The following is a 12428-nucleotide window of genomic DNA, read 5'->3' on the forward strand; positions in this document are numbered from 1 at the left end:
GCATAAGGTTTGCGGTATGGCCGTGGCATCGAAAAGCCGCAGCGTCCGACCGGGCGCAACGGTGGACCCACACGTCGTCGAGCTCGGCAGGCTCATGCTGGCCCGCGCCCCGGCGCTGGGAACGGCGATGGCCGACCTGCTGTGCCACGAGATCGCGGCCTACCGCGACGGCAGCGTCGTCACCAAGGAACAAGTGGCCGAGAGCTGCGTCGCGAACGTGACGTTCATCTTCGACTCGCTCACCGGCGGCACCGACGTCGACGTGTCGCCCGCGGAGCGCACCGGCACCGAGAGGGCGCTCGCCGGTGTGCCGCTGGCCGCGGTGATGACCGCCTACCGTATCGGTTTTCGCTCGGTGTGGGAGGAGACCCTGTCCGTCGCCCGTGCCGCGGCGATACCGACCGACGCCATCCTCGATGCCACCGCCCGGATCTTCTTCGCGCAAGACACCTTCACCCAGGCGATGGCCACCGCCTACCGCCAGCAGCTCACCACGCAGATTCTCGAGCGCGAGGAAGAACGGTCGGCGTTGGTCGAAGCGCTGCTGGCTCACCGGATCACCGACAGCCAAAGCCTTTGGGAGGCAGCGGATTTGCTGCGACTACCCACGTCGGGACCCTACGTCGTCGTGGCGGCCGAGCTGCCCGCGATCGGGAAGCTGGGATTGCCGGCGATCGAAAACAAGCTGTCGGCACGCGACATCCGGTCGGCGTGGCGGCTGCTGCCCGACCTGCAGGTGGGCATCGTCCACCTTCGGGGCCCCGACCCGACGGACGGCCTGAACGCCCTCGTCGAGGTGCTCCGCCAGGCCGCGACCGCGCGGGTCGGCATCAGTCCGGCGTTTCAGGAGCTCGCCGACACCAGCGACGCGCTGCGACTGGCCCGGGTCGCGGTCACCGGCAAGCCCTCCGGTGAATCGCTGGTCTCCCTTTTCGACGACACCCCGCTCGCCGTCGCGGCGGTCAGCGCGCCCGAAGCGATGGCCAGGATCAAATCGATGGTGCTGTCGCGCGTGGACGAACTGCCCGACGAGGAACGCGCCATCCTGATCGACACGTTCCGGGCCTGGGTCGAGGCGGGCGGCTCGGCCAACGACACCGCTTCCAAGATCTTCTGCCACCCCAACACGGTGCGGCACCGGTTGCGCCGCATCGAGGAGCTGACGAGCCGATCCCTTTCGCGGCCAAGGGATCTCGCCGAGCTGTGCCTGGCCTTCGAGGTCGAGCGGCGACTGCCCTAGCCGGTCAACGCCTTCGCCCGGCTGCGGGTTTGGAACGCCGTGATGACGTCCATGATGCCGATGACTATCAGCCACCAGCCGGCCACCAGGGTCAGGACCGCCATCGAATCGATCGGCGAGATGATCAGCACGCCGCCGCCGATCACGAGGATCACACCGGAGAGCGCCTGCCAGCCGCGTCCGGGCATGTGATCAAAGGACAGCGCAGCGACGAGCAGGGTCATCCCCCGGAAAACCCAGCCAATGCCGATCCACAGCGCCAAGAGCCAGATCGCCTCGAATTTATCGCGGAAGCAGAAGAATCCCAGCACCAGCGACACGACGCCGGTGAGGAACGCCAGCACGCGCATTGCCGCGCCGGCGTGTGTGCCAAATGCAGCAAACATGTATCCGACTCCGGACACCACCAGGTAGATGCCGAACAGGACACCCGCCACCAGCAGTGTCTTGCCAGGCCAGACCAGCACGATGACGCCCAGCGCCACGGCGGCGACGCCGATGAGCAGGAGCAGCTGCCACGCACTGCGGGCAAGCTGCTGTAGTGGACCTTCAAACACGGTCTGATCGGTATTCGTCATGTCAATATGATTCGCCCTCGTCTGCGTAAAGAAAATGTCTTTGGCGACACAATTCGGTATCGCACAATGGCGGGGCCAATATCTCGCAGCGCTCTGTGATAACGGATCGTCCGCGGCGCCCGATTGTCGACGGAAGACAACAATGCGTCGCAAGTTCGTTGCTCCGCGACATCCCTGCGGCGGCGCGGCGCCGTAAGTTCTGCCGCGAATCAGACCGCAAACATCTTCGATTCCGCTCAGCGGGGAAGCGCAGGCACATCATGTTCGAATCGATGCTGGTGATCGCGAGCTACCTGACGGGCGTCCTTGTCCCCGTGCTCATTCCGGTGGCCGTCCACGCCGTCCATTTCTGCCGCGACCTGCGACCGACCTACCGGCCGTTCCCGGCGGTCTCGACGGTTGGCCTCCCGCGGCTCGCGGTGACTCGTCGCGCCGCCGCTCCCGCCATGGGCTGACGATCCTCAGGGTCGGCGCAGCACCGCGCTTCCATACCAGTGGCAGGCGAGCAGCGCCACCTCCACGTCGAGCCGGTCGGCGCCGATCTCCCGTCCGCGCCGGGCGACGGCACGTCCCACCCGGTATTTGACCGAATTGAAGTGCATGTTCAATGCCTCGGCGGCCAACTTGTAACTGGAACCGCAACCGAGGAAGACACGCAGCGTCTCGCGCAGTCGCGCGTCGTTGTCGTTGTCGCTCGCGAGGTCACCGAGCACGGTGGCCACCCAGCCCCGTGTTCGGTCGATGTCGCCACCCAGCCCCGCCACGACCGATAGCCCCGGATCGGTGGCGGCGACCACCTTCGGAGCCGAACCGTCCGACCGCCGCCCGGCCGCCGCGACGCCGCGGGCCTCCATCGCGTCCCGGTGAGAACGGCGAAAACCATCGACACCGGCTCCCATCGACCCGATCGCCACGTTCGGCGAGTCCGGACGGCTCAGCGCAAACCCTCGGATTTTCGCGACCACATCGGCGGCGTCGATCGGCGCGGCGCGGTAGGGCAACCACCCCCATGCGCAGCTTTGGTCGGCGGCAACGAGCAGCGGCCCGGCGTCGACGGCGACGGCTTCGCCCAGGTCGCGCAGGAATCGCTGCAGCCTGGCCAGTTCGTCACCCGCGCCGTCCGGCTCCGGGTACCACATGACGAGCCCCAGGTGGTACCAGCGCAGCGGATAGCGGATCGCCGTGGTGGCGGCGTCGGCATCGACGGCCTTGCTGGCTGCCAGAACCTCACGCACCCGCAGCCCGCGCAGACTGTTCTGGTTCTCCAGCCACCGCTCGCGTTCGCCCTCGTAGACGGCGACGACCTGTTGCGACATCCAGTCGATGTAGGAGAACATCGACGCACTCATCGCCTCGATGACCGCAACCCGCAACCCGTCCGGGATATCGACCTCGCGCAGCTCGGCGAAGATCAGCTCGTTCATCCGGCGCTGGCCGAGCCGGTAGGCGCGCACCAGCGCGTTGACGGGCACCCCGTGCTGCGCCAACCGGCGGGCATACTCCAGCGCCGCGGTGGGCGCTTCGACGCGCTCGACCGCGATGTCGTAGCGCAACGCGCGCAACATCGTGTCGACGTTTCCCTCGATGCTCGCACCGAGCAACTCCATGATCCGTGGTTCCCGCGGCAGGTCCGGGATCTGGTTCTCCAGGGCTCGATGGATCTCCGCGGTAGCGTCGGCCAACCGCCCGTGCAATCGGCCGGCGACCTCGGCGACACAGCCCCTCACCCCGACGACGTCGGCGTCAGGGGCGTCGACGTGCGATTTCTTCACCTCAATGACGTTAGACGCGACGTTGTCTTCTGGCGATAACTCCGGCGAGCGGTTTTGTCGATCGCGGACTGTGTCACGCGGCACACGGAACCTAGCGTTGCGGCCACGCTTACTCCCGACGCCGAAGGAGCGAAGGAAATGGGATTCACCAAGCCGGTTCTCCCAGCGGTCGACCCGGATAGCTTCCTCGGGAAGCCCCTGATGGAGCGAATGCGGATCCTCGTCCTCGATTGGGGCGAAAAGGGCTTCGGCTCACCGAGGATGGTGCACACCATCTACCTCCTGAAGTTGGTCGTGTTCTTCGCGATCGGCGGCGTCACGGTCGCGACGGCGACCTCGGGGCTGCCCGCCTTCTGGCACGTCACCCAGTGGTGGAACCAACCGATCGTCTACCAGAAGGTGATCCTGTGGACCGTGCTGCTGGAAGCCATTGGCGTGGCCGGCTCATGGGGACCGCTGGCCGGCAAGGTCAAGCCGATGACCGGCGGCATCCTGTTCTGGGCCCGGCCCGGCACCATCCGGCTGCGCCCGTGGAAGTGGGTGCCGTTCACCGCCGGTGACCGGCGGACCTGGTTCGACGTCGCCGAGTACCTGGCGCTGCTGGGCAGCCTGGCCGTCGCGCTCCTGTCGCCCGGTGTGCACAGCGATTCGCTATCAAAGGCGTTGCCCCACAACACTTCCGGGCTGGTGAACCCCGCGCTGCTCGTCGCGCCGATCGCGCTGCTGGTGCTGATCGGGCTGCGCGACAAAACAGTCTTCCTCGGCGCCCGCGGCGAACAGTACCTGCCGGCGCTGTTCTTCTTCGCCGCATTGCCGTTCGTCGACATGATCATCGCGTGCAAGATGCTCATCGTGGTGGTGTGGATCGGCGCCGGGTTCTCGAAATTCGGCAAGCACTTCTCCAACGTCATCCCGCCGATGGTTTCCAACACGATCTTCGCCCCCAAATGGGTGCGACGGGCGCACTATCGCGACTTCGGGCGCGACATGCGGCCGTCGCGGCTGGCGGACTTCATGGCGCACGTGAACGGCACCACCGTCGAAATCGCCGCCCCGCTGGTGCTGTTCTTCTCGACGAACAGGTGGCTGACGCTGGCGGCGGCGATGTTGATGGTGGGATTCCACCTGTTCATCATCTCGACGTTCCCGCTCGCGGTGCCGCTGGAATGGAACGTCGTGTTCGCGTACACCACGATCTTCCTGTTCCTCGGCTTCCCGAACTGGAACGGTTACGCCCCGTGGAACATGACGCCACCGTGGCTGGCCGCCGTCATCGCCGCCGCCCTGCTCGTCTACCCGGTGCTGGGCAACATCCGGCCCGACAAGGTTTCCTTCCTGCCGTCGCTGCGTCAGTACGCGGGCAACTGGGCGTCGGCGCTGTGGACCTTCACACCGGGCGCCGAGCAGAAACTGAATCGCGTCACCCGCACCGCGTCCAACCAGATCGACCAGTTCATCGCGGCCGGCTACGAGCCGAAGTGGGCGGAGATCACCCTGCAGAAGGCGGCCGCGTGGCGCTGCATGCACAGCCAGGGGCGCGGCCTGTACTCGCTGCTGTTGAGGCGCCTGCCCGACGTCGACACCCGCGCCGTGCGCGAGGGTGAGTTCGTGTGCAATTCCCTGATCGGCTTTAACTTTGGCGACGGTCACCTGCACAATGAAGACTTGATCAGCGCCGTGCAGAGCCAAGCCGCGTTCGAACCGGGCGAGTGTGTCATCGCCTGGGTCGAGTCGGAGGCATTCGGCAGCGGTGTGCAGCACTACAAGCTGATCGACGCGGCGCTCGGCGTCGTCGAGCGCGGCACGTGGAAGGTGGCCGACGCGGTCGCCGAGCAACCCTGGCTGCCCAACGGCCCCATCCCCACCCAGGTCGAATGGTCGCTTCGCGACGAGATCGAATGCTCGCCGCGCGGCACGGTGCGGGACAAGGCGGGCGCGCCGGCATGACAACCGCAGCGGTGGTGGGGGGCGGGCCGAACGGGCTCGCCGCCGCCATCTGCCTGGCCGCCGAGGGCGTACAAGTCACCGTGCTCGAGGCCGCCGACGAGGTGGGCGGCGGTGCCCGCAGCAGCGAGGCGATCTTGCCGGGCCTGCTGCACGACCACTGCTCGGCGATTCACCCGATGGCCGTCGGCTCGCCGTTCCTGAGCCGTTTCGAGTTGGAGCGGTACGGCCTGACATGGCGATGGCCCGCAATCGATTGCGTGCATCCCCTCGATGGCGGCGGCGCCGGCGTCCTGCACCGCTCGGTGGGGCGGACCGCGGCCGGTCTCGGACGCGACGGATCGCGCTGGCGGCTCGCATTCGGCTACTCGGCGGCCCGGTTCGACGCCCTGAGCGAGGACATCATGCGGCCCCTGCTGCGGCCGCCTCATCATCCGTTGATGCTGGCACGGTTCGGCGCGCCCACCGTGCTTCCGGGGTCGACGTTTGCCCGCTTCTTCCGCACCGACGAGGGGCGGGCGTTGTTCGGAGGCGTCGCCGCCCATGCCTTCAGGCCGCTGCACTACCCGATGACCTCGGCCATCGGGATGGGCATCCTCGCCGCCGGTCACCGGTACGGGTGGGCGGTCGCCGAAGGGGGGTCCCAGGCGATCACCAACGCAATGGTGGCGCTGCTGACCGACCTGGGCGGCAAGATCGAGACCGGTGTCCGGGTCCAGGCGGCGTCGGAGCTGCCGCCGGCGGACGTCACGATGTTCGACCTCGCGCCGGAGGCGGTGGCGGGCATTTTGGGCGACCGGCTTCCGCGTCGAGTCTCCCGCGCCTTCACGAAGTTTCGCCGCGGCCCCGGCGCGTTCAAGGTCGACTTCGCCGTCGAGGGCGGCGTGCCGTGGGCGAACCCCGATGCGCGCCGCGCGGGCACCGTTCACCTGGCCGGCACCTACGCCGAACTGGCGGGGAGCGAGCGGGACATCCATGCCGGGCGCATGCCGGAGCGGCCGTTTGTGTTGGTGGGCCAGCAGTACCTGGCGGATCCGCAACGCTCGGTGGGCAATACGCATCCGGTGTGGAGCTACGCCCACGTACCCAACGGCTATGCCGGCGACGCGACAGAGGCGATCATCGCCCAGATCGAGCGGTTCGCCCCCGGCTTCCGGGAGCGCATCGTCGGCCAGGCGGTGCGCTCGACGACGCAGATGGCGTCCTACAACGCAAACTATGCCGGCGGCGACATCATGACCGGCTCCAAGGACATTCGCCAGTTGACGTTCGGGCCACGAATAACGTTGTCTCCCTACACTATTGGCGTCCCAGGCATGTACATCTGCTCGGCGGCGACGCCACCGGGGCCCGGTGCGCATGGAATGTGCGGCGCCAACGCCGCTGCGCAGGCCCTCGGCTACCTGCGCACCGTCGCCTGATCGCCGCCCCGCCGGGCGAGCTGTCGCCGGCCGACAAAAACGGCGGCATTCTTCGTCGACTCACGACGATGGATTCAACCGGCCGAGACCTTAACGTCGTCACGACGTTTCATTCCTCTCCCAACGAAGGGACCTCGCCATGGCATCGCCCGGCAATTCGGATTTCGAGCTGTTCAAGCTTCCCGACGAGCACCACGAGCTGCGCGTCGCGTTGAGGGACATCTGCGAGGCCGAGATCGCGCCGTACGCGGCCGACGTCGACGAGCACGCGCGTTTCCCGGAGGAGGCGCTCAAAGTCCTCAACGACACCGGCTTTTCGGCGGTCCACGTCCCGGAGGCCTACGGTGGGCCGGTCGCCGACTCGGTCGCCACCTGCATCGTGATCGAAGAGGTTGCCCGCGTGTGCGTCTCGTCGTCGCTGATCCCCGGGGTCAACAAGCTCGGCACCATCGGCCTCATCCTGAACGGATCGGAGGAACTGAAGCGGCAGGTGCTGCCGACGCTGGCATCGGGTGACGCGATGGCGTCGTACGCGCTTTCCGAGCGGGAGGCCGGCAGCGACCCGGCGTCGATGCGCACCCGTGCGCGCGCCACCGGCGACGACTGGGTGCTCAACGGCACGAAATGCTGGATTACCAACGGCGGCAAGTCAACCTGGTACACCGTCATGGCGGTGACCGACCCGGACAAGGGCGCCAACGGGATCTCGGCGTTCGTCGTGCACAAGGACGATCCGGGCTTCACCGTCGGCCCTTCCGAACGAAAGATGGGCATCAAGGGCTCACCGACCACCGAACTCTATTTCGAGGACTGCCGCATCCCGGGCGACCGGATCATCGGCGAGCCCGGCACCGGCCTGAAGACCGCGTTCGCCAGCCTCGACCACACGCGCCCGACGATCGGCGCGCAGGCCGTCGGTATCGCCCAGGGCGCCCTGGATGCCGCCATCGCGTACACGAAGGAGCGCAAGCAGTTTCGCCGCGCGGTCAGCGACTTCCAGGGCGTGCAGTTCATGCTCGCGGACATGGCTATGCGGGTGGAAGCCGCGCGGCTCCTGGTCTACACGGCCGCCGCGCGGGCGGAACGCGGCGAAAAGGGTTTGGGATTCATCTCGTCGGCCGCCAAGTGCTTCGCATCCGACGTCGCCATGGAAGTCACGACCAACGCCGTGCAACTGTTCGGCGGCGCGGGCTACACCCGCGATTTCCCGGTCGAACGGATGATGCGCGACGCCAAAATCACCCAAATCTACGAGGGCACCAACCAGATTCAGCGCGTCGTGATGGCCCGCGCGTTGCTGGCGTGACGCTTCATCGAGCCCGGGTCTTGCGCAAGCGTAGTCGATTGACTACAGTTGCGCACGACGGTGCCACCTGAAGCAGCACAGGAGGATTCGATGGCTACGTTTGTCAATGCGGCCGCCAAGGCGGTCGCCGCGGGCATGCTGGCTTTCGGGGGTTTGATGACCGTTGGCGCCGGCGTCGGCCACGCCGACACCATCCAGACCGAGGGCAACTACCCGACCCGGGAGGCCTGTCAGGACGCGGGCCCGGGTGTGAAGGCGTCGACGCCGGGGAACTGGAACAACTTCTGGTGCGTCCCGGACCGTGTCGTCGCCGGCCAGTGGCGCCTGGTGCTCAGCAACTGAAAATTCACGTCAGTACGTGTAGAAGCCCTCGCCGGTCTTGACCCCGAGCTTGCCGGCATCGACGTAGGACTGCAGCAACTCGCGCACGTGCTTCGGTAGGTGCGGAAACTCTTGGGCGTAATGGTTTTCGATGTCGAGCACCACGTCGAGCCCCACCAGGTCCATCATCTGGAACGGCCCGGCAGGCACGCCCCAGTTGACCCGAAACATCCCGTCGACGTCCTCCGGCCGGGCCACGCCCTCGGCGACCACGGCGAGCGACTCGCGCTTGATGGCCGCCCAGATCCGGTTGAAGATGAAGCCGGTGGACTCCTTGCGCGCCTCGAAGGGGAAGACGCCGAACTCCGGCAGCACGGCCAGCAGCGTGTCGAGGAGCCCGCGGTCGGTCTGACCGTCGGACATCAGATCAACCGCGTTGACCTCCGGCGGCATGTAGAAGTGCACGTTGCACAACCGGGTTTTGTCGCGGACACCGGCGGCCATCAGGCGCGAGGGGAACGACGAGGAATTGGTCCCGAAAATCGTGTCGGGCGGCGCCGCTTGATCGATCTGGTCCCAGGTCGCGATCTTGATCTCGAGCTTCTCCGGGACGGATTCGATGACGAGCCAGGCGTCGGCCAGCGCCTCCTCGAGCGATCCCGCGCCGGCCGCGCTGCCCACTTCGCCGAAGCCCCGGTCGGCCACTACCTTCGGCAGCGTCTCGGTCACATATTGCACGGCGGCGGCGCGCTGTTCGGCGCGGGGCGCGAAGATCCGAACGGTTCCGCCGCGGCTGGCGAACATCACCGCGATGCGCCGGCCCAGCGTTCCGGCGCCGATCACCGCGACCGGGCGGTGCTGGATTTCCTCGAACGTGTACGTGTACGAACCACTCACACGAACACATTAAGCCGCGCCCGCACGCGAAGCTCCGTCGCCGAAACACAAACGATGCGCCGAGGATTGTCGCGCGAAGACAGCCGATTACTACAGCACGATCCCGGCGGCGTTGCCCAGGATGATCTGCTGGCCGCCGGGCGGCAGGTAGCCGCCGGTCGGCCCGTAGACGCCGTAAATCGGGTCGGCGGGGCCCGCCCCGGCGTAAATGTCGTTGATCCAGCCGGTGGCCAGGGTGTACACGGCCGCGGTGTTTCCGGGCGGGGAGAACCGGGTGATCAGCTGGGCGGCGAAGTCGACGAGGGGATGGCCGCCGATCATCGAATCGACGTGCGAGCCGTTGACCAGCTCGACCCCGACGAACTGCCCCGGATACAGGCTGATCAGTTGATTGGTGGTGGCGCCGAACGCGTTCCACGGCTGGGGCGGCGCGGCCACCACGTAGTCGGGGATGTGCAACGTCTGCAGGTTGGCCACCGCCGTCGCGAACGCCGAGGAATCCATGGCGACGCCGTCGAACATCACCACGCCGAGGAGGTGGTTGTTGGCGGTGTTCGTCCCGAGGTCGGCGATGTAATCGCCGGCGGCGATCGTGGCAAGGCCACCGCCGGCCGAGTGTCCGGTCAGGATGAAATTCACCGGCAGCGTGCCCTGGTAGCCGGCGTGGTTGGCGCTGATGTTCAGCGCCGTCTCGCTGCCGAGGAACAGCGAGGCGACGCCCTGCTGCAGCTGCGGGCCGCCCAACCAGGCGCCGAACGGCAACGGAAGCGACGGCACGGTGGGCACCACCACGATGCTGTCGGTCTGCTGGGCCAGCTGCATGGCCAGCGGGTCGTAGAACCACCCGATCGCCCCGAAGCCGTGCTGCAGATAGATGACGCCGTTGGCGTGCACCGAGCCGTCGGCCTGGGTCGGGAAGTACCAGTGCGCGGGGGCGGGCAAGCTCAGTTGACCGAGCGGAATCCCGAAGATCGAGGCTTCGCCAAGCGGAATTTGAAGGAAGGAGAACCCCGTCTTGACCCCGGTCACCCCGTTGGTGGTCGGCGCCGTGGTCACCGCCCCGCCGGTGGGGGTTGTGGCGAGCAGCGAACCGGTTTGACCGGCACCGGTGGTATTACCGAACAGCGGGTGCCCGAGCAGCCGTTCGATGGGCGCCAGCACTCCCAGGCTCTCGACCTGTTGCTCCACCGCGTGCAGAGGCGGCACATTCGCTGCCTCGGCCGTCGCGTACGCGGCGCCGGCCGCGCTCAAGGCCCGCACGAACTGGGTCTGCAAAGCCATCGTCCGCGCGGTCAACGTCTGAAACTCTTTGGCGCAGCTGCCGAAAACGTCCGCGACGGCCGCCGACACCTCGTCGCCGGCCGCGGCGACGATCCCCGTCGTCGGCGGCGCCGCCCCGGCGGCGGCCCCCTTGACCGCCTCTACGATCCCGGTCAGGTCCTCCGACGCGTCGACGAGGGCCACGGGTGCTGCGATCACGTACGACATCGGTGGCTCCCATCTCCCGCGGAGCGCCAGGCTCAGGACTGCTGCACGATGGTAGCGAGGTCGCGCGCTACAGGAGCTTCATTTGCTCCGATCGCTCTTCGACCGGCTCCAGCAGCTGTGGCCCGTTGTTGCGCACGCTGTTGACCAGCGTCGACACCTCGCGCATGCGGATGTCCCGCACGTCGGGTGGTCGGGTGAGCAGCTCCTCGTCGATGGGGGCGTCCGGGTCCAGCCAGCGGTCCCAGTCGCGTTCGGGCAGCGCCAGCGGCATGCGGTCGTGGATCTCGGCGAGTTCGCCCGGCGCGTCGGTGGTGATGATCGTGCAGCTCAGCAGCGGCGAACCGTCTTTGGCGGGTTTCCAGACCGACCACAATCCCGCCATGAACAGCGGCTCGCCGTCTTCGCGGTACATGAAGAACGGCGTCTTGGCCGACTTCTTGCCGGTGCCGTCGGAGTTGACGCGCCACTCGTAGTAGCCGTCCATCGGGATCAGGCAACGCTTCGACTTGGCGCTCGAGCGAAAGGCGGGCGAGCTGGTCACCTTGTCGGCGCGGGCGTTGATCAGCAGCGGGCCCTTGCCCTCCGGCGCCCCGTCGGGCCCGGCCTTGACCCACGGCGGGATCAGGCCCCAGCGCATCAGCCGGACGCGCCGCGTGGGGTCGTCGTCGGGGTCGGTGTGCCGGGTGACGACGGTCGCGATGGTCGTGGTCGGGGCCACGTTGTAGTTGGGCGCCGGGGTGTTGGGCGCGGTTCCGGTCGCCTCGTCGATCGCCTTGATCTTCTCGGCCAGCTTGGCCGGATCGGTCGTCACGGCAAAACGTCCGCACATAACCTCCATAGTGCTCCGCACCCGATCCCTGAGTGCCCGGTACGGCAGGATGAAGCACGTGAGCTCGTGGACGGCCCCCCAGGCGAGGACACCGGTGCGTGCGACGGTCACGGTTCCCGGCTCGAAGTCGCAGACCAACCGGGCGCTGGTGCTGGCCGGGCTGGCGGCCGCGCAGGGGCAGGGCACCTCGACCATCACGGGCGCGCTGCGCAGCCGCGACACCGACCTGATGATCGGGGCGCTGCGCACCCTGGGCCTGCGCGTCGACGGGCCCGGCTCCGACCTGACGGTGAGCGGCGGGATCGCGCCGGCGCCCGGCGCCAGGGTGGATTGCGGCCTGGCGGGCACGGTCCTGCGCTTCGTTCCGCCGCTGGCGGCGCTGGCCGATTCGGTCGTCGAGTTCGACGGCGACGAGCAGGCCCGGGCCCGGCCGATCGCGCCGCTGCTGGACGCCCTGCGCGGCCTGGGCGTGCAGATCGACGGGAACGGTCTGCCCTTCCGCGTGCACGGCGGCGGGTCCGTCGCCGGCGGCACCGTCGCCATCGACGCCTCGGCGTCCTCGCAATTCGTTTCGGGCCTGCTGTTGTCCGCGGCGTCGTTCACCGACGGCCTGACCGTCCAGCACACCGGGG

The 12428-nt window shown here is 67.8% G+C and carries 11 protein-coding genes and 1 pseudogene; 7 read left to right on the plus strand and 5 right to left on the minus strand.

Annotated elements, in window-relative coordinates:
• Positions 1-16: 16 nt before the first annotated feature.
• Entirely contained in the window at positions 17-1240 is a 1224-nt protein-coding gene (locus A5706_RS11195; RefSeq protein ID WP_082964307.1) for a CdaR family transcriptional regulator, read from the plus strand.
• Here the strand turns inward: A5706_RS11195 and A5706_RS11200 are convergent.
• Positions 1237-1818 (minus strand): HdeD family acid-resistance protein, encoded by a 582-nt coding sequence (locus A5706_RS11200; RefSeq protein WP_068130231.1) that lies wholly within the window; start codon positions 1816-1818, stop codon positions 1237-1239. The genes A5706_RS11195 and A5706_RS11200 overlap by 4 nt on opposite strands.
• A 260-nt stretch (positions 1819-2078) precedes the next feature.
• Between A5706_RS11200 and A5706_RS11205 the strand changes: the two genes are divergently transcribed.
• On the plus strand, positions 2079-2273 hold the full coding sequence (locus tag A5706_RS11205; protein ID WP_068130234.1) for a hypothetical protein: 195 nt from the start codon (positions 2079-2081) through the stop codon (positions 2271-2273).
• A 6-nt stretch (positions 2274-2279) separates the two neighbouring features.
• Here the strand turns inward: A5706_RS11205 and A5706_RS11210 are convergent, their stop codons facing one another.
• On the minus strand, positions 2280-3590 hold the full coding sequence (locus A5706_RS11210) for a CdaR family transcriptional regulator (RefSeq protein WP_082964308.1): 1311 nt from the start codon (positions 3588-3590) through the stop codon (positions 2280-2282).
• 138 nt (positions 3591-3728) lie between these two features.
• Between A5706_RS11210 and A5706_RS11215 the strand changes: the two genes are divergently transcribed.
• From A5706_RS11215 to A5706_RS11230, 4 genes are all read left to right on the plus strand, one after another.
• Positions 3729-5537 (plus strand): DUF3556 domain-containing protein, encoded by a 1809-nt coding sequence (locus A5706_RS11215; RefSeq protein ID WP_068130238.1) that lies wholly within the window; start codon positions 3729-3731, stop codon positions 5535-5537.
• Positions 5534-6955 (plus strand): NAD(P)/FAD-dependent oxidoreductase, encoded by a 1422-nt coding sequence (locus A5706_RS11220; protein WP_068130264.1) that lies wholly within the window; start codon positions 5534-5536, stop codon positions 6953-6955. The genes A5706_RS11215 and A5706_RS11220 overlap by 4 nt, the downstream gene beginning before the upstream one ends.
• Positions 6956-7094: 139 nt before the next feature.
• A complete protein-coding gene (locus A5706_RS11225) occupies positions 7095-8261 on the plus strand; it encodes an acyl-CoA dehydrogenase (protein ID WP_068130240.1) in 1167 nt (388 codons plus the stop codon).
• A gap of 90 nt (positions 8262-8351) precedes the next feature.
• Complete coding sequence (locus A5706_RS11230) at positions 8352-8603, plus strand: hypothetical protein (RefSeq protein WP_068130243.1); 252 nt, start codon at positions 8352-8354, stop codon at positions 8601-8603.
• Between the two features lie 9 nt (positions 8604-8612).
• Here A5706_RS11230 and A5706_RS11235 read toward each other — a convergent pair whose 3' ends face one another.
• The 3 genes from A5706_RS11235 to A5706_RS11245 all read right to left on the minus strand — a co-directional run bounded on the left by A5706_RS11235 (position 8613) and on the right by A5706_RS11245 (position 11796).
• Positions 8613-9479, minus strand: coding sequence for a 3-hydroxyacyl-CoA dehydrogenase family protein (locus tag A5706_RS11235; RefSeq protein ID WP_068130245.1), 867 nt, complete (start codon positions 9477-9479; stop codon positions 8613-8615).
• Between the two features lie 90 nt (positions 9480-9569).
• Entirely contained in the window at positions 9570-10967 is a 1398-nt protein-coding gene (locus tag A5706_RS11240; protein ID WP_068130248.1) for a PE domain-containing protein, read from the minus strand.
• A gap of 67 nt (positions 10968-11034) precedes the next feature.
• Positions 11035-11796, minus strand: a complete 762-nt coding sequence (locus A5706_RS11245; protein WP_068130266.1) for an SOS response-associated peptidase — start codon at positions 11794-11796, stop codon at positions 11035-11037.
• A gap of 58 nt (positions 11797-11854) precedes the next feature.
• Here A5706_RS11245 and A5706_RS11250 point away from each other — a divergent pair.
• Positions 11855-12428, plus strand: a pseudogene (locus tag A5706_RS11250) (3-phosphoshikimate 1-carboxyvinyltransferase); the annotation flags it as partial.

This window comes from Mycobacterium sp. E796, assembly GCF_001672815.1.
GTDB lineage: Bacteria > Actinomycetota > Actinomycetes > Mycobacteriales > Mycobacteriaceae > Mycobacterium.

Coding starts and splice junctions, on each gene's coding strand:
- A5706_RS11195 (WP_082964307.1), top strand. CDS start 17: ATGGCCGTGGCATCGAAAAGCCGCAGCGTCCGACCGGGCGCAACGGTG.
- A5706_RS11200 (WP_068130231.1), bottom strand. CDS start 1,818: ATGACGAATACCGATCAGACCGTGTTTGAAGGTCCACTACAGCAGCTT.
- A5706_RS11205 (WP_068130234.1), top strand. CDS start 2,079: ATGTTCGAATCGATGCTGGTGATCGCGAGCTACCTGACGGGCGTCCTT.
- A5706_RS11215 (WP_068130238.1), top strand. CDS start 3,729: ATGGGATTCACCAAGCCGGTTCTCCCAGCGGTCGACCCGGATAGCTTC.
- A5706_RS11220 (WP_068130264.1), top strand. CDS start 5,534: ATGACAACCGCAGCGGTGGTGGGGGGCGGGCCGAACGGGCTCGCCGCC.
- A5706_RS11225 (WP_068130240.1), top strand. CDS start 7,095: ATGGCATCGCCCGGCAATTCGGATTTCGAGCTGTTCAAGCTTCCCGAC.
- A5706_RS11230 (WP_068130243.1), top strand. CDS start 8,352: ATGGCTACGTTTGTCAATGCGGCCGCCAAGGCGGTCGCCGCGGGCATG.
- A5706_RS11240 (WP_068130248.1), bottom strand. CDS start 10,967: ATGTCGTACGTGATCGCAGCACCCGTGGCCCTCGTCGACGCGTCGGAG.
- A5706_RS11245 (WP_068130266.1), bottom strand. CDS start 11,796: ATGTGCGGACGTTTTGCCGTGACGACCGATCCGGCCAAGCTGGCCGAG.